Genomic DNA, 16,229 nt, shown 5'->3' on the forward strand with positions numbered 1-16,229 from the left:
AAGCGGGGCCGTCAGCAAACGCTGTGGGCGATACCGGCCCCGGGCGGGACCTGCCGGAACGCGCCCGGCCGGATAGCGAAGTCGTGCCCCCGGGCCGAGGGGCGGCGGAATTGGGGATCGGCGTCGCCCGCGAAATTTACGAGGCCGCCGACTGGGAGTTAGACTTGGCGAAGTTGGCATGTCAGGCGGGTATTGTCATATCGTTTTATGACTTGTCGAGACCGGTTCCAGGCCACCGTTCAGAGCTGCACGGACATCCCTGACAGGAGCGTCTCCGCCTGGGGCACAGCCCATCGAGACAAGACCGAAGGGGTTCTAGCCCGCAACCTCCGGGGTGTGACCTCGTCGGGTCGGCTGCTAACGGCCGCGCAAAACGTTCAGGTGAAGGGTCAGGTGCATATGACGCCCAAGCGCGTCGGGTTATACAACCCCGCGTTCGAGCACGACGCGTGCGGGGTTGCCATGGTCGTCGACATGCACGGCCGACGTAGCCGCGACATCGTGGACAAGGCAATCACCGCGCTGCTCAACCTCGAACACCGGGGTGCTCAGGGCGCCGAGCCGCGCAGTGGTGACGGCGCCGGCATCATGCTTCAGGTCCCGGACGCATTCCTGCGCGAGGTCGTGGACTTCGAGTTGCCCGCCGAGGGCAGCTATGCCACCGGCATCGCGTTCCTGCCGCAGTCGTCCAAGGACGCCGCGGCGGCGTGCGCGGCGGTGGAGAAGATCGCCGAAGCCGAGGGCCTGACCGTGCTGGGCTGGCGCAACGTGCCCATCGACGACTCGTCGCTGGGTGCCCTGTCCCGCGACGCGATGCCGACCTTCCGGCAGGTGTTCATGGCGGGCGCATCCGGTATGACGCTGGAGCGCCGCGCGTACGTCGTGCGCAAGCGCGCCGAGCACGAACTCGGTACCAAGGGCCCCGGCCAAGATGGGCCGGGCCGCGAAACCGTCTATTTCCCAAGCCTTTCCGGCAGGACATTCGTCTACAAGGGCATGCTGACCACCCCCCAGCTGAAGGCGTTTTACCTTGACCTGCAAGACGATCGGGTGACCAGCGCACTGGGTATCGTGCATTCCCGGTTCTCTACCAACACCTTCCCGTCATGGCCGCTGGCGCACCCATTCCGCCGCGTCGCACACAACGGCGAGATCAACACCGTCACCGGTAACGAGAACTGGATGCGGGCCCGCGAGGCCCTGATCAAGACCGACGTCTTCGGGGCGGAAGCCGACGTCGAAAAGCTGTTCCCGATCTGTACGCCGGGGGCGTCCGACACCGCGCGCTTCGATGAGGTGCTCGAGCTGCTCCACCTCGGCGGGCGCAGCCTGGCCCACGCGGTGTTGATGATGATCCCCGAGGCCTGGGAGCGCAACGAGTCGATGGACCCGGCGCGGCGGGCGTTCTACCAGTACCACGCCTCGTTGATGGAGCCGTGGGACGGCCCGGCGTCGATCACGTTCACCGACGGCACCATCATCGGCGCCGTGCTGGACCGTAATGGCCTGCGCCCCTCGCGAATCTGGGTCACCGAGGACGGCCTGGTGGTGATGGCCTCCGAAGCCGGCGTGCTGGAGCTTGACCCGGCCAAGGTGGTGCGCCGGATGCGGTTGCAGCCGGGACGCATGTTCCTGGTGGACACAGCACAGGGCCGCATCGTCTCCGACGAGGAGATCAAGGCGGAGCTGGCCGCCGAGCACCCCTACCAGGAATGGTTGGACAGGAACCTGGTCCCGCTCGATGACCTGCCGCAGGGCAACTACAAGCGGATGCCGCACGACCGGTTGGTCAAGCGCCAGCAGATATTCGGCTACACCTACGAGGAACTCAACCTGTTGGTCGCGCCGATGGTCCGCAGCGGTGCCGAGCCGATCGGGTCGATGGGCACCGACACCCCGGTCGCGGTGCTCTCGCAGCGGCCCCGGTTGCTCTACGACTACTTCCAGCAGCTTTTCGCGCAGGTGACCAACCCGCCGCTGGACGCTATCCGCGAGGAGGTGGTGACCAGTCTGCAGGGCACCACCGGCGGCGAGCGCGACCTGCTCACGCCGACCGAGCGCTCATGCCATCAGATCGCGCTGTCCCAGCCGATCCTGCGCAACCGTGACCTGGCGAAGCTGATCAACCTCGACCCGGACGCCGAGGTGAACGGCCGACCGCATGGCATGCGCTCCAAGGTGATTCGCTGTCTGTACCCGGTGGCCGAGGGCGGCGCCGGACTGGCCACCGCGCTCGAGGAGATACGCGCGCAGGCGTCGGCGGCGATCGCCGACGGCGCGCGGGTGATCATCCTGTCCGACCGGGAGTCCGACGAGGACATGGCGCCCATCCCGTCGCTGCTCGCGGTGGCGGGCGTGCACCACCACCTGGTGCGCGACCGGACTCGCACCCACGTCGGGCTGGTGGTGGAGACGGGTGACGCCCGCGAGGTTCACCACATGGCCACGCTGATCAGCTTCGGTGCCGCCGCGATCAACCCGTACATGGCGTTCGAGTCCATTGAGGACATGCTCGACAGGGGCATTTTCGACGGCGTCGACGGCGGCATCGACCGCAAGAAGGCGCTGAGCAACTACATCAAGGCCGCCGGCAAGGGCGTGCTGAAAGTCATGTCCAAGATGGGCATTTCGACGCTGGCGTCCTACACCGGTGCGCAGCTGTTCCAGGCGGTCGGCATTTCCGAGGACGTGCTGAGCGAATACTTCGCCGGGTTGAGCTGTCCCATCGGCGGTATCACCCTGGACGACATCGCGGCCGACGTCGCCGCCCGGCACGCGCTGGCCTACCTGGACCGCCCGGACGAACGCGCCCACCGCGTGCTCGAGGTGGGCGGCGAATACCAGTGGCGCCGCGAGGGCGAGTACCACCTGTTCAACCCCGAGACCGTCTTCAAGCTGCAGCACGCCACGCGCACCGGCCAGTACAAGGTGTTCAAGGACTACACCCGCCTGGTCGACGACCAAAGCGAGCGGATGGCGTCGCTGCGCGGCCTGCTCAAGTTCCGGGCCGGGATCAATCCCCCGATCCCCCTGGGCGAAGTCGAGCCCGCCAGCGAAATCGTCAAGCGCTTCTCGACCGGGGCGATGAGCTACGGCTCGATCTCCGCCGAGGCGCACGAGACGCTGGCCATCGCGATGAACCGGCTGGGCGGGCGGTCCAACAGCGGCGAGGGCGGCGAGGACGTCAAGCGCTTCGACCGCGACCCCAACGGCGATTGGCGGCGTAGCGCGATCAAACAGGTCGCCTCCGGGCGCTTCGGCGTCACGTCGCACTACCTGACCAACTGCACCGACATCCAGATCAAGATGGCGCAGGGCGCGAAACCCGGTGAGGGAGGGCAGCTTCCGGGGCACAAGGTGTACCCGTGGGTCGCCGAGGTCCGCCACTCCACCCCCGGTGTGGGCCTGATCTCGCCCCCGCCGCACCACGACATCTATTCGATCGAGGATCTGGCGCAGCTGATCCATGACCTCAAGAACGCCAACCCGTCCGCGCGGGTGCACGTGAAGCTGGTGTCCGAGAACGGCGTCGGCACGGTGGCCGCGGGCGTGTCCAAGGCCCACGCCGACGTGGTGCTGATCTCCGGGCACGACGGCGGCACCGGTGCCACACCGCTGACCTCGATGAAGCACGCCGGGGCTCCATGGGAGCTGGGGCTGGCCGAGACGCAGCAGACGTTGCTGCTGAACGGATTACGGGACCGGATCGTGGTTCAGGTCGACGGCCAGCTCAAGACGGGCCGCGACGTGATGATCGCGGCGCTGCTCGGCGGCGAGGAATTCGGCTTCGCCACCGCACCGCTGGTGGTCTCCGGCTGCATCATGATGCGGGTCTGCCACCTGGACACCTGCCCCGTCGGGGTGGCCACCCAGAACCCGGTGCTGCGCGAACGCTTCAATGGCAAGCCCGAATTCGTGGAGAACTTCTTCATGTTCATCGCCGAAGAGGTCCGCGAATACATGGCGCAGTTGGGATTCCGCACGCTCAACGAGGCCGTCGGCCAGGTGAAGTCGTTGGACATGACGCTGGCGCGGGCCCACTGGAAGGCGCACCGGCTGGACCTGGCACCGGTGCTGCACGAGCCGGAATCGGCGTTCATGAACCAGGACCTGTACTGCAGCTCGCGCCAGGACCACGGGCTGGACAAGGCTCTCGACCAGCAGTTGATCGTGATGAGCCGCGAGGCGCTGGACTCCGGGAAGCCGGTGCGGTTCTCCACGACCATCAGCAACGTGAACCGCACGGTGGGCACCATGCTCGGCCATGAGGTCACCAAAGCCTATGGTGGACAAGGGCTTCCGGATGGAACCATCGACATCACCTTCGACGGCTCGGCGGGCAACAGCTTCGGTGCCTTCGTGCCGCGGGGTATCACTCTGCGCGTCTACGGCGACGCCAACGACTACGTCGGCAAGGGCCTGTCCGGTGGCCGCATCGTGGTTCGCCCGTCGGACCACGCGCCGGCGGACTACGTCGCCGAGGACAACATCATCGGCGGCAACGTGATCCTGTTCGGTGCCACCAGCGGCGAGGCATACCTGCGCGGCGTCGTCGGCGAGCGGTTCGCGGTACGTAACTCCGGGGCGCACGCCGTCGTCGAGGGCGTCGGCGACCACGGCTGTGAATACATGACCGGCGGCAAGGTCGTCGTCCTCGGTCGCACCGGCCGCAACTTCGCGGCGGGCATGTCCGGCGGCGTGGCTTACGTTTACGATCCGCAGGGCGAATTCCCAGGCAATCTCAACGCGGAGATGGTCGAGCTCGAGAGCTTGGACGAAGATGACTACGAATGGTTGCACGGCATGATCCAGGCACACGTTGATGCCACCGATTCCGCTGTCGGCCAGCGCATTCTGGCGGACTGGCCGCAACAGCAGCGGCACTTCGCCAAGGTGATGCCGCGCGACTACAAGCGGGTGCTGCAGGCCATCGCCGAAGCGGAACGAGACGGCGTGGATGTCGACAAGGCGATCATGGCGGCCGCGCATGGCTGATCCGAGCGGCTTCCTGAAATACACGCATCGGGAACTGCCGAAGCGCAGGCCTGTCCCGCTGCGGCTGCGCGACTGGCGCGAGGTCTACGAGGAATTCGACAACGAGACATTGCGCGAACAGGCGACCCGCTGCATGGACTGCGGCATTCCGTTCTGTCACAACGGTTGTCCGCTGGGTAACCTGATTCCGGAATGGAACGACCTGGTGCGCAGGGACCGGTGGCGCGACGCCATCGAACGGCTGCACGCCACCAACAACTTTCCGGACTTCACCGGGCGGCTGTGCCCGGCGCCCTGCGAGCCGGCCTGCGTGCTCGGCATCAACCAGGATCCGGTGACGATCAAGCAGATCGAGCTGGAGATCATCGACAAGGCCTTCGACGAAGGCTGGGTGCGGCCGTTGCCGCCGGACGCCAAGACCGGGAAAACGGTCGCCGTGGTCGGTTCCGGGCCGGCCGGTTTGGCCGCCGCCCAACAGCTCACCCGCGCCGGCCACACGGTCACCGTCTTCGAGCGGGCGGATCGGATCGGCGGACTGCTGCGCTACGGCATCCCGGAATTCAAGATGGAAAAGCGCGTCCTCGACCGCCGGCTGGACCAAATGCGGGCCGAGGGAACCGAGTTCCGGGCCGGGGTCAATGTCGGAGTCGACATCACCGCCGAGCAGCTGCGAGCCGACTTCGATGCCGTGGTGCTGGCCGGCGGTGCCACCGCGGGGCGTGATCTGCCGATCCCCGGCCGGGAGCTGGACGGCATCCACCAGGCGATGGAATACCTGCCGTGGGGCAACCGCGTCCAAGAGGGTGACGACGTGCTGGGCCCCGACGGGGAGCCGCCGATCACCGCCAGGGACAAGAGCGTCGTCATCATCGGGGGTGGGGACACCGGTGCCGACTGCCTGGGCACCGCGCACCGGCAGGGCGCGAAGGTCATCCACCAGTTCGAGATCATGCCGCGACCGCCGGAGACGCGTGCGGCGTCCACCCCGTGGCCGACCTACCCGTTGATGTACCGGGTGTCCTCGGCGCATGAAGAGGGCGGCGAGCGGGTGTTCTCGGTCAACACCGAGGAATTCGCGGGCGAAGACGGTCGCGTGACGGCGCTCAAGGCGCACGAGGTGACCATGGAAGACGGCAAGTTCGTCAAGGTGGAGGGTTCCGAATTCGAGCTCGAGGTCGACCTGGTGTTGCTGGCGATGGGCTTCGTCGGCCCTGAGAAGGAGGGCCTGCTCACCGACCTCGGGGTGAAATTCACCGAGCGCGGCAACGTCGCCCGCGGCGCCGACTTCGACACGTCGGTTCCGGGTGTCTTCGTTGCCGGTGACATGGGCCGCGGCCAGTCGCTGATCGTCTGGGCGATAGCTGAGGGGAGGGCCGCCGCGGCCGCGGCGGACCGATTCCTGATGGGGTCGACCGCGCTGCCGGCGCCGGTCAAGCCCACCGCGGTTCCGCTGACGTAACCACATCAGTCACAGCTGAAACATTTGATATTTGTTCGGCGTGTCGTCAACTGTTTGCTAACTGATAAGGCGTCTAATAGCTGCCTGTGGGCCCCGTCACACATCGGGCACGTGGGGCCCGGCCAAGTTAGCCGATCGCAGGAGTGATCACCGTGCGTGTAAAGCCGATAACTCATTCACGGATGGGGCGAATTGCCAGGTCATGGCTGCGTCACCCGGTTCGAAGCCACGAGTTCCCCGCCAAGCAGGAACGCCTGATCACCGCCGAAGAACTGCTGCTGTTCGGAGTCTGAGGGTACGCACGGCGCGCCCGCCGGCGCCGAAGGTTTTGCTCTACGCCGCTCTGGATGTCGCTGAGCGTTCTCTGCTCACCGGCTCGAGCGCTTTCAGAAGGCGATTCTGAAGTTTCTGCATGACGCGCTTGAGTGCGCCGGTAGGCCTCAAATCCATAGGCCCGAGTCGCGAACCGCCTCGGCGAGCGGTTCGAGCACCGCCGGGTCGTGCGGCGGCGGCAGGTAGACGATGCCCAGATCCAAACCTTCGGCGGCCAGCGCGGCGGCGTCCTCGATGACCTTTCCGTAGTTCAGCTCCGGCTCCAGCCGCAGGTGCGCCGAGAGTGTGATCTCCTTGGGGTCGCGACCGATGTCGGCGCAGTGCGATGCCAGCACGTCACGCTTGCGTGCGAAGACGTCCGGCGGGCCGCCCACGAAGTTCCAGTGCTGGGCGTAGCGGGCGGTGATCCGCAGCGTGCGCTTCTCCCCGCTGCCCCCGATGCAGATCGGCGGGTGCGGCCGCTGCGGCCCCTTGGGCTCGTTGCGTGCGCTTTTCAACTGGTAGAACCTGCCGTCAAAGTCGGTGGATTCCTGGCTGAGCAGGCTGGTCAACACCTCGCACGCCTCCTCGAACCGGTCGAAGCGTTCCTTGATGCTGCCCAGCTCGATGCCGTAGGCGCCGGACTCCTCTTCATTCCAGCCGGCGCCGATGCCCAGCTCGAGGCGCCCGCCCGAAATGATGTCGAGCGCCGCCGCCATGTTGGCCAGCACCGCGGGGTGGCGGTAGTGGATCCCGGTCACCAGGGTGCCCACCCGCAGCCGCCGGGTGGCCTGCGCGAGGGCGGTCAGCGTCGTCCATCCCTCCAGGCAGGGCCCGCTGCTGTCGGAGAAGATCGGGTAGAAGTGGTCGAACGTCCAGCCGGACTCGAAGACGTCGATGTCGTCGGCCGCTTGCCAGACGGCCAGCATCTGCGCCCAGGTGGTGTTCTGCGGAGAAGTCTTGAACGCGAATCGCATAGCACCGACGTTAGCCGTTGATTATGAAGGGCAACTAAACTCAGGCGCGCGATGACTTGTGCAGCCCTCGGAATGGACACCAAGATCACCCTGCTGGCGGCGGGCCTGATCTTTCTTCTCGCGCTCATCTTGGGCGTGTGGAAGTACCGCGAGATGATGGCGTCGGAAAATCACCTCGCGCACCCCTACGTCGACATCGCGCACCGGGCCGCGCTGCTGTATTCGTTCGCGACGCTGCTGCTCGCGGTGTTCGTGCAACTGAGCGCCTGGCCCGCGTGGGTGAACCTGGCCGCGGCGGGAGTGGTGGTCTTCTTCTTCGTGGCCGCCATCGCCGCCTACATCAGCCACGGGGCCCGGCGCGACACCGTCAACCAATTCGCAAACGCCGACCGGAGCACCGCGGTCGCGATGGCGCTGCTGATCGCCGGGGAGATCGGCGGGTTCAGCGTGCTGCTGGCCGGGTTCGTCGTCGGCCAATTCGCCTGATCGGGGCAGGCACACTGGAGCCATGGATCCGGTAGCGGCGTTACGCCAGATCGCCTACTTCAAGGACCGCAGCCGCCACGACCCCCGGCGTGTGATGGCCTACCGCAACGCGGCCGACATCATCGAGGCCCTCGACGACGCGACCCGGGAGCGCCACGGCCAGGCCAACAGCTGGCAGACGCTGCCGGGGATCGGGCCCAAGACCGCCAAGGTCATCGACCAGGCCTGGTCCGGCCACGAGCCCGACCTGCTGGTCGAACTCCGTTCCACCGCGGAGGATCTCGGGGGCGGCGATATTCGTGCCGCGCTGCGCGGTGACCTGCACCTGCACTCCAACTGGTCTGACGGGTCGGCGGATATCGAGGAGATGATGGCCGCCGCAAAAGCGCTGGGTCACGAATACTGCGCGCTGACCGACCACTCGCCGCGGCTGACGATCGCCAACGGGCTGTCCCCCGAGCGGCTACGCGCGCAGCTCGACGTGATCGACCGGCTGCGGGATAAGTTCGCGCCGATGCGCATCCTCACCGGGATCGAGGTGGACATCCTCGACGACGGCAGCCTCGACCAGGAGCCCGAGCTGCTCGAGCGCCTCGACGTGGTGGTGGCGAGCGTGCACTCCAAGTTGTCGATGGATGCCGCCGCGATGACCCGGCGCATGCTGCGCGCGGCCGAAAATCCACACGCCGATGTGCTCGGTCATTGCACCGGCCGGCTGGTGTCCGGAAACCGCGGCATCCGGCCGGAATCCACGTTCGACGCCGAGGCGGTTTTCACCGCGTGCCGCGATCACGGCACCGCGGTGGAGATCAACTCGCGCCCCGAGCGGCGGGACCCGCCGACCCGGCTGCTGAACCTGGCGCTCGAGATCGGGTGCGTGTTCACCATCGACACCGACGCGCACGCGCCCGGCCAGCTCGATTTCCTCGGCTACGGTGCCCAGCGCGCGCTGGACGCGGGCGTACCCGTCGAGCGGATCGTCAACACCTGGCCGGCCGAGCGGCTGCTGGCGTGGGCGGGCTCCCATTGACCGTTAGTTGGACTCCGGGTGATCACGTTGTCTCGCAAGGACTTTTGCAAGCACCTGCCGTGAGACGGCGAGCCTCGCAAGGCTTCCGACCGCGCCCAGCGATCCACCGATATACGCCTTGACCGTGTCGCGCGCCGACACGGTAGCGCCGGCCGGGAGCGACTCCAGCCAAGCGACTGCATCGTCCCGTTCCTCGTTGCCATATACCCGTAGCGGGCGCGGCATCCACGCACCGATGCCCCGGGACGCCGCACGAATCCATTCGATGTCGCTGACGACGGCGCAACCATCGAGCAGCGGCAAGTATTCCATTCCGATTCGGCTGTCTGCCCACAACGCACCCGGCGTGATCCGCTCGAAGCCTGGGCCGAATTGGTAGAGCAGCCGTAGCCGACTGCCGGTTCGTCGCGCTCGGGCGACCAGTGGCGCAAACACCCGGTCGTAATCGCCCGCCGTCACCGTCCCAACCGCCTCCAGGACCTGAATGCCGGCGGCAACACCCGTGAGTTCGTTAAGCACCATGCCTCCCTTCGCTGCATCGACAGGTCAAAAAGGACGCGCAATGCGTGTCCTAGAGAAACTATTGCATAGAGCTATGATAGCCGCGGCCCGCTGGCGGGATAGCACTCAACCGCGTCGGATCAGTCCGGCAGGTGCGGCATTTCGAAGCCCGGGTCGCGGCCCAGCAGCACCGCCGGCGTCAGCGCCGACTTGCCGTAGCGGCGGCGCACCCGGTCGATCGCAGCGTCGATGTCCTCGGCGCGAGTGGGGTGCGTCGGCTCGCCGAACGGCAGCATCAGCTGCTGGGAGCCGCTGTGGTCGATGCCCGACACCGCGAACCCGACCAACGTCAGGCCGCGCTGGGCGATGAGCGGGGCCGCGGCCGCGACCAGCCGGCGCGCGGCGGCCAGCAAGGGCACCGTGGACGAGGTGGCCCACGGCAGGGTATGCGATCGGGTCACCCGGGTGAAGTCGCCGAGACGCAGCCGCAGCACCAGCGTGCGACCGGTGCGGCCGGCCGCGCGCATGCGGCCGACGATCCGGTCGATCAGGTTGACCACCACGGCGTCGATCTCGTTGGCGGACAGACGGTTTCCGGCGGACCCCAGCGCCCGCTGCGCGCCGACGGACCGACGGCGTACCCCGGTGCTCACCCGGCGACGGTCGACGTTGCGGGACAGCGCGTATAGCTGGCGGCCCATCGCCCGGCCCACCATGGAGCCCAGCGTGGACTCGCTGAGCTCGGCGACGTCGGCGACGGTCAGGATGCCGTGCGCGCGCAGCTTCTCGGCGGTCACCGCGCCCACGCCCCAGAGCCGGCGCACCGGCAGCGGCCGCAGGAAGGTCAGCTCCCGGTCGGGCGGCACCAGCAGCAGCCCGTCGGGCTTCGCCTCCTGGCTGGCGACCTTGGCGAGGAATTTGGTGCGGGCGACGCCGACGGTGATCGGCAGCCCGACGCGCTCGCGCACGTCCGCGCGCAGCCGCTCGGCGATGGCCACCGGCGTGCCACTCACCCGGCGCAGCCCGCCGACGTCGAGGAAGGCCTCGTCCACCGACAGCGCCTCGACGATCGGGGAGCAGTCCCGGAACACCTCGAAGACGGCGTCGCTGGCGCGCGAATAGGCGCTCATCCGCGGCGGCACCACGACGGCGGGTGGGCACAGCCGTCGCGCCTGCGCCCCGCCCATGGCGGTGCGCACCCCGTAGGCCTTGGCCTCGTAGCTCGCGGCCAGCACGACTCCGCCGCCCACGATCACCGGGCGACCGCGCAACGTCGGGTCGTCGCGCTGTTCGACGGACGCGTAGAAGGAGTCGAGGTCCGCGTGCAGGATGGACGCATCGCACCGCACGAACACATGTTCGCACGGGGTGCCGACAGGTCAGCAGGCGTCGCCGTACACGCTGCTGACCCAGACGTGCACCAGCGTGTCGAGCAATTGCTCGCTGGGCACCGACGGGCGCGCGTCGGCAAAGGAGCTGAGCATGACCTTCTCGTTGAGCAGGTTCAACGCCGCGGACAGGTGGGCCGCCGGCAGCGTTGCGGGCGCCGCGCCGCGGGCGCGTTCGGCTTCGATCACGGTGGTGGTGTGCTCGACCCACTTCTGCATGAAGCGCGACCACAGCTCGTCGACGTCCTTGTTGGTGCGCGCGGCGTCGGCGGCCAGCGACACCGCGCGATGCGCGCCGAAGGTCTCGACGAACACGTTGATCCCGATGCGCCACAGCCCTTTCAGGTCGGCGGGCGGGTTGGCGACCATGGTCTCGAGCGCGGAATCGGCCTCCATGATCACGCGTTCGAAGAGGGTGAGCAGCACCGCGTCCTTGGACGGGAAATAGAAGTAGAACGTCGGCCGGGACAGCCCGGCACCCTTGGCCAGGTCGTCGACGGAGATGTCGGCGAGCGGGCGTTCCCGCAGCAGCGTTTCGGCGGTGGACAGAATGGCCAGTTCGCGGTCGTCGCCGGACGGGCGCGCCGAACGCCTGCCCCGGTGGGCGCGGGTGGAACCGACGGCAGTCACGGCCGCCACTTTACACGCTGTTGAAAGTTTCAACACAGCGTTGACTACATCGACACGCTGTTGATAGCGTGGCGCCCATGACTGAGCACCTCGACGTCCTCATCGTGGGCGCCGGCATCTCCGGCGTCAGCGCCGCCTGGCACCTGCAGGAACGCTGCCCGACGAAGAGCTACGCCATCCTGGAGCGCCGCGCCGACCTGGGCGGAACCTGGGACCTGTTCAAGTACCCCGGCATCCGGTCCGACTCGGACATGTTCACCCTGGGCTTCCGGTTCAAGCCGTGGCGCTCGGCGAAGTCGATCGCCGACGGGGCCTCGATCAAGGCCTACATCAAGGAGGCGGCGGTCGAGAACCGGATCGAGCCGAACATCCGCTACCGCCACCGGGTGGTGGCCGCCGACTGGTCCGACACCGACAACCGCTGGACCGTGACGGTCGAGAGCGACGGCCGCCAGAGCGAGATGACGTGCTCGTTCCTGTTCGCGTGCACCGGCTACTACAACTACGACGAGGGGTTCTCGCCCGTCTTCCCGGGTTCGGAGGACTTCGGGGGCAGCATCATCCACCCGCAGCACTGGCCGGAGGACCTCGACTACGCGGGCAAGCGGATCATCGTCATCGGATCCGGCGCCACCGCGATCACCCTGATTCCCGCCCTGGTGAACTCGGGCGCGGGGCATGTGACGATGCTGCAGCGCTCGCCGACCTACATCGGCTCGCTGCCCGGGGTCGATCCCTTCGCCGAGCGGGCCAACCGGCTGCTGCCCGACCACCTCGCCCACATGGCCAATCGCTGGAAAGCCATCGCGTTCAGCACCTTTCAGTACCAGCTCTCCCGCAAAGCCCCGGGCTACATGCGCAAGACGTTGATGACGATGGTGCGGCGGCGCCTGCCGGAGGGCTACGACATCGAAAAGCACTTCGGCCCGCGCTACAACGTGTGGGACGAGCGGTTGTGCCTGGCGCCCGATGGCGACTTCTTCCGGACCATCCGGCACGGCAAAGCCGACGTCGTCACCGACACCATCGACCGGTTCACCACGACCGGCATCCGGCTCACGTCGGGTGAGGAGCTGGCGGCCGACATCATCGTCACCGCAACGGGATTGAACATGCAGCTGCTCGGCGGGGTGAAGCCGACCCGCAACGGCGAGGACATCGACCTCACCTCGTTGATGACCTACAAGGGTCTGATGTTCTCCGGCGTGCCGAATTTCGCCATCACCTTCGGATACACCAACGCGTCCTGGACGCTGAAGGCCGACCTGGTCTCGGAGTTCGTGTGCCGGTTGCTGAACTACATGGACGCCAAGGGCTTCGACTTCGTGGAGCCGCAACATCCGGGCAACGACATCGACGAGTTGCCGTTCATGGACTTCACCCCCGGCTACTTCCGGCGCTCCATGCACCTGCTGCCCAAGTCGGGGTCACGGGAACCGTGGCGGCTCAAGCAGAACTACTTCTTCGACATGCGCACGATCCGGCGCGGCAAGGTCGACGACGAATGCTTGAAGTTCACGAAAAAGCCTGCCCCGGTGGGGGTTTAGCGCATCACTCGGCTGCAGCGACGACGACGATCCCGTCGTCGTCGCTGTAGGCGATCTCACCGGGCACGAACGTCACCCCGCCCAGGGACACCTCGACATCGCGCTCGCCGGCGCCGGTCTTAGCGCTCTTGCGGGGATTCGTGCCCAGCGCCTTGATGCCGATGTCCATGCCCCGCAACGTGGCCGAGTCGCGCACCGCACCGTTGACGATGAGCCCGGCCCAGCCGTTGGAGCGGGCCAGCTCGGCGATGATGTCGCCGACCAGCGCGGTGTGCAGGGAGCCGTCGCCGTCGACGACCAACACCCCGCCGCCGCCCGGCTCCGAGAGCACCGACTTCAGCAGCGCGTTGTCCTGAAAACACCGCACGGTGCTGATCGGCCCGGCGAACTCGGCCCGACCGCCCATCTGACGGAATTGCACGTCGCAGCTGCGCACGCCGGGACCGATGCTGTCGACCAGGTCGGCCGTCGGCCGGAATAACACCGTCACGTCTGACACGCTAGACGTTCGCCTCAGCGGCGACGCAGCTGGCGGATGAGCAGGATGGCCAGCAGGCTGATGGCCAGGGCAGCGATCAGCGGCACCGGCGACTGGCCCGCCGCCGGGCCGGCGACCGCCGGCGAGACCGGGTTGTTGGCGGCCTCCACCGTGGACTTCGCCTGTGCGGCAGCATCTTTGGCGGCAGCGGTCAGGTCGCCGTTGCTTTCGGCCCGTCGCTGCGCGTCAAGCGGCGGCTCGGGCGGCTTCGGGGGGGAGGGCTCGGTGTTATTGGCCGGCACCTTCTTGGCGGGTGCCTTCTTGGCCGGGGCTTTCTTGGCGGGCGCTTTCTTGGCGGGCGCCTTCTTGGCCGGCGCTTTCGCGGCCTTCTTCGCCGCCGTCGCCGGCGGTTTCTTCTCCGGCGAGCTACCTGCGCCGTCGGGTGCGCTGTTGGTTGAATCCTGCGGGTCTGCCATGCGGCCGCTCCTCGAGCTTCCTCTGTTGTCGTTCGTTCCCCTGGCCCACCGGGTCAAACCCCCATCATGCCAGGACGCATCGCGGCGCCACGGTCACCCGTCGCCGGGCGGCGCTCGCCGCCGGCTCCGGGCCGCCCACCACGCGCCGACGGCAACTAGCGCCACCGCGACCGCCACGAATGGCCAGACCGGGAGCGCACCGCCGCCGGTCGGGGCCGCCGGGGGCGGGCCGGGCGTGCCGGTGCCGGGCACGGTGAGCCGAAACGACCAGGACCCGGAGACCACGTGCCCATCAGCGGAGGTGACGCGGTAATTCACGGTGTACGTCCCGGCGGGCCCGAGCGCGCGCAGGGCGATGCTGACCACCGCGCCCTGCACGGCGGGCTCGCCGGCCGACCACACGTTGCCGTCGGGCCCGATGACCGTCATGGCGGCGAACGTGGTTTGCAGCTGCTCGTTGAAGGTGGCGCTCACCCGCGCCGGCCCGGCCGCCAGCGCCGCATCGACCGCGGGCTCCGTGGACACGCGCGCGGCGTGCGCCGACGCGACGGGCGCGGCCAGCGTGGCGATCACGAACATAACGCCGACGCAGGCGCCCACCGCCAAACGCCTCATGGCCGCCGGCGGACCAGTGCGATCGCGACGCCCGCGGCGGCGACCACCAGGGCCGCACCGCTTAGCAGCCGGGCCGTGTTGTCGGCCGCGGCCGGCCGCGCGGCGCCGGGCGCCCCGGGGTGTTGGTGCGCGCCCGCCGGGCCTGCGGCCAGGGTCAGCATCGGGGCGGGGTGCTCCGGCTCGCCGCCGTCGGGCAGCGGCGGCTGATCCCACTTCACGACGGTCCCGTCGGCGTAGGTCTGCGTCGCGGGAAAGCTGACGGTATCGGCGTCGGGCAACTTCACCGACAACCGGAAGAGCCCGAACTGATCCGGTCCGATCCCGCCGTTGAGGGTGGCCGTCCACGTCACCGAGCGCACGGTGCCGGACGCGGCGTCGCGGTCGAGCCTGGCCGCCCAGCCCGGCAGGCTCTCGGTGCGCGCCGACGCGACGTTGGGCAGCGTGACGGTCAGCGCGGTGGTGAGCGCCCCGGTGTTCGACTCGTTGGGCACCTGGAACGTGACGGTCGCCATGGCCCCCCGCACCGGGTTGTCGCTGCTGGCGTGCACGTGCGCCCAGGCGGCGGGGGTCAAGGCCGCCGAGCCGAGATACAGCGCGACGGCCGCGGCGATCGTGGTCAGGCTGCGTGCGATCCACCTGCTGCGGACTGACGTGCCGGGGCGCCGCCGTCCGCGGGTGATCACAGCCCGAGGCGGGCCATCAGGTCCGCCTCGATGCCGTCGAGCTGGTTCGAGATCGCGGAGTGGGCCGATCGGCGTCGCGCGGCCGGCATGTTCTCCGCGGCGGTGATCGCGGCCGACAGATCGGTGAGCCGTTCGGTGATTGCTGAGACGAACTGCTTGGTCTCGGCATCCTTGGGCTTCTTGTCCTGCACCATCCGCAGCGACTTCTCCGCCCCGGCGATGCGCGCCGACAGCTGGGCGCCCTGACCGGAGAACTGGCCGATCTGGGCCAACGGGACGCCGAGCTGGTCCGCCCGGCGCTGATCGATCAGCGCGCGGGCCGCGACGGCCGCCCGGTAGATGACCGGGGTGAGGATCGGCGCGAGCAGCCGAGAGACCGTCAGCACCCGGCGGATTCGCGTTGGTGAGAAGATCTTGCCCTCCCGCACGGCTTTGAGTTCGGCCTCAGCGACTTTCAGTGCGTTGCGGTCGCTGTCGCGTTGCGCCTTGAGGTGCGCTCGCAGCGCCTTGGTTTCCGACCGTTGCGTGGCTTTGGCGCGGCGAATCTCGTTTTTGGCGGCCAGCTTTGCCTCGAGCTTCGCGCGGGCCTTGATCGCGCGGGCTTCGGCGCGGCGCGTCGCCCGGCTCTTTCGCTTGCGGAACAGGCCCATTC

Annotated in this window: 14 protein-coding genes; 5 read left to right on the forward strand and 9 right to left on the reverse strand. The window is 68.2% G+C overall.

Features of this window, described 5'->3' with window-relative positions; translation table 11 throughout:
• The first annotated feature begins 399 nt into the window (after positions 1–399).
• Both gltB and OQ789_RS09845 read left to right on the forward strand, forming a co-directional pair.
• A complete protein-coding gene (gene gltB, locus OQ789_RS09840) occupies positions 400–4,995 on the forward strand; it encodes a glutamate synthase large subunit (RefSeq protein WP_324685319.1) in 4,596 nt (1,531 codons plus the stop codon).
• Positions 4,988–6,454, forward strand: a complete 1,467-nt coding sequence (locus OQ789_RS09845) for a glutamate synthase subunit beta (RefSeq protein ID WP_324685321.1) — start codon at positions 4,988–4,990, stop codon at positions 6,452–6,454. The genes gltB and OQ789_RS09845 overlap by 8 nt, the downstream gene beginning before the upstream one ends.
• A gap of 440 nt (positions 6,455–6,894) precedes the next feature.
• Here the strand turns inward: OQ789_RS09845 and OQ789_RS09850 are convergent, their stop codons facing one another.
• Entirely contained in the window at positions 6,895–7,743 is an 849-nt protein-coding gene (locus tag OQ789_RS09850; protein ID WP_324685323.1) for an LLM class F420-dependent oxidoreductase, read from the reverse strand.
• Between the two features lie 51 nt (positions 7,744–7,794).
• Between OQ789_RS09850 and OQ789_RS09855 the strand changes: the two genes are divergently transcribed.
• Positions 7,795–8,229: a hypothetical protein gene (locus OQ789_RS09855; protein WP_324685325.1), complete on the forward strand. Its 435-nt coding sequence runs from the start codon at positions 7,795–7,797 to the stop codon at positions 8,227–8,229.
• A 22-nt stretch (positions 8,230–8,251) separates the two neighbouring features.
• Positions 8,252–9,259 carry a PHP domain-containing protein gene (locus tag OQ789_RS09860; RefSeq protein ID WP_324685326.1) on the forward strand — a complete coding sequence of 336 codons (1,008 nt, stop codon included), beginning with the start codon at positions 8,252–8,254 and terminating at the stop codon, positions 9,257–9,259.
• Positions 9,260–9,262: 3 nt separating this feature from the next.
• Here OQ789_RS09860 and OQ789_RS09865 read toward each other — a convergent pair whose 3' ends face one another.
• The 3 genes from OQ789_RS09865 to OQ789_RS09875 form a co-directional block, all read right to left on the reverse strand.
• Complete coding sequence (locus OQ789_RS09865) at positions 9,263–9,781, reverse strand: STAS/SEC14 domain-containing protein (RefSeq protein ID WP_324685327.1); 519 nt, start codon at positions 9,779–9,781, stop codon at positions 9,263–9,265.
• Positions 9,782–9,900: 119 nt separating this feature from the next.
• Complete coding sequence (dinB, locus tag OQ789_RS09870; protein WP_324685328.1) at positions 9,901–11,115, reverse strand: DNA polymerase IV; 1,215 nt, start codon at positions 11,113–11,115, stop codon at positions 9,901–9,903.
• A gap of 24 nt (positions 11,116–11,139) precedes the next feature.
• Positions 11,140–11,778: a TetR/AcrR family transcriptional regulator gene (locus OQ789_RS09875; RefSeq protein ID WP_324685330.1), complete on the reverse strand. Its 639-nt coding sequence runs from the start codon at positions 11,776–11,778 to the stop codon at positions 11,140–11,142.
• A 77-nt stretch (positions 11,779–11,855) separates the two neighbouring features.
• Between OQ789_RS09875 and OQ789_RS09880 the strand changes: the two genes are divergently transcribed.
• Positions 11,856–13,325: an NAD(P)/FAD-dependent oxidoreductase gene (locus tag OQ789_RS09880; protein WP_324685332.1), complete on the forward strand. Its 1,470-nt coding sequence runs from the start codon at positions 11,856–11,858 to the stop codon at positions 13,323–13,325.
• Positions 13,326–13,329: 4 nt separating this feature from the next.
• On the opposite strand, the gene rraA is transcribed toward OQ789_RS09880, so the two are convergent.
• The 5 genes from rraA to OQ789_RS09905 form a co-directional block, all read right to left on the reverse strand.
• Complete coding sequence (rraA, locus tag OQ789_RS09885; RefSeq protein WP_324685334.1) at positions 13,330–13,815, reverse strand: ribonuclease E activity regulator RraA; 486 nt, start codon at positions 13,813–13,815, stop codon at positions 13,330–13,332.
• Positions 13,816–13,838: 23 nt separating this feature from the next.
• Positions 13,839–14,279 (reverse strand): nucleoid-structuring protein H-NS, encoded by a 441-nt coding sequence (locus OQ789_RS09890; protein ID WP_324685335.1) that lies wholly within the window; start codon positions 14,277–14,279, stop codon positions 13,839–13,841.
• Between the two features lie 93 nt (positions 14,280–14,372).
• Positions 14,373–14,894 (reverse strand): copper resistance CopC family protein, encoded by a 522-nt coding sequence (locus tag OQ789_RS09895; protein WP_324685337.1) that lies wholly within the window; start codon positions 14,892–14,894, stop codon positions 14,373–14,375.
• Entirely contained in the window at positions 14,891–15,526 is a 636-nt protein-coding gene (locus OQ789_RS09900; protein ID WP_420716081.1) for a YcnI family protein, read from the reverse strand. The genes OQ789_RS09895 and OQ789_RS09900 overlap by 4 nt, the downstream gene beginning before the upstream one ends.
• Positions 15,527–15,573: 47 nt before the next feature.
• Positions 15,574–16,227 carry a DUF6474 family protein gene (locus OQ789_RS09905; RefSeq protein WP_324685338.1) on the reverse strand — a complete coding sequence of 218 codons (654 nt, stop codon included), beginning with the start codon at positions 16,225–16,227 and terminating at the stop codon, positions 15,574–15,576.
• Between the last annotated feature and the right edge of the window lie 2 nt (positions 16,228–16,229).

The organism is Mycobacterium sp. 94-17 (genome assembly GCF_035617725.1).
GTDB lineage: Bacteria > Actinomycetota > Actinomycetes > Mycobacteriales > Mycobacteriaceae > Mycobacterium.

Coding starts and splice junctions, on each gene's coding strand:
- gltB (WP_324685319.1), top strand. CDS start 400: ATGACGCCCAAGCGCGTCGGGTTATACAACCCCGCGTTCGAGCACGAC.
- OQ789_RS09845 (WP_324685321.1), top strand. CDS start 4,988: ATGGCTGATCCGAGCGGCTTCCTGAAATACACGCATCGGGAACTGCCG.
- OQ789_RS09850 (WP_324685323.1), bottom strand. CDS start 7,743: ATGCGATTCGCGTTCAAGACTTCTCCGCAGAACACCACCTGGGCGCAG.
- OQ789_RS09855 (WP_324685325.1), top strand. CDS start 7,795: ATGACTTGTGCAGCCCTCGGAATGGACACCAAGATCACCCTGCTGGCG.
- OQ789_RS09860 (WP_324685326.1), top strand. CDS start 8,252: ATGGATCCGGTAGCGGCGTTACGCCAGATCGCCTACTTCAAGGACCGC.
- OQ789_RS09865 (WP_324685327.1), bottom strand. CDS start 9,781: ATGGTGCTTAACGAACTCACGGGTGTTGCCGCCGGCATTCAGGTCCTG.
- OQ789_RS09880 (WP_324685332.1), top strand. CDS start 11,856: ATGACTGAGCACCTCGACGTCCTCATCGTGGGCGCCGGCATCTCCGGC.
- OQ789_RS09890 (WP_324685335.1), bottom strand. CDS start 14,279: ATGGCAGACCCGCAGGATTCAACCAACAGCGCACCCGACGGCGCAGGT.
- OQ789_RS09895 (WP_324685337.1), bottom strand. CDS start 14,894: ATGAGGCGTTTGGCGGTGGGCGCCTGCGTCGGCGTTATGTTCGTGATC.
- OQ789_RS09905 (WP_324685338.1), bottom strand. CDS start 16,227: ATGGGCCTGTTCCGCAAGCGAAAGAGCCGGGCGACGCGCCGCGCCGAA.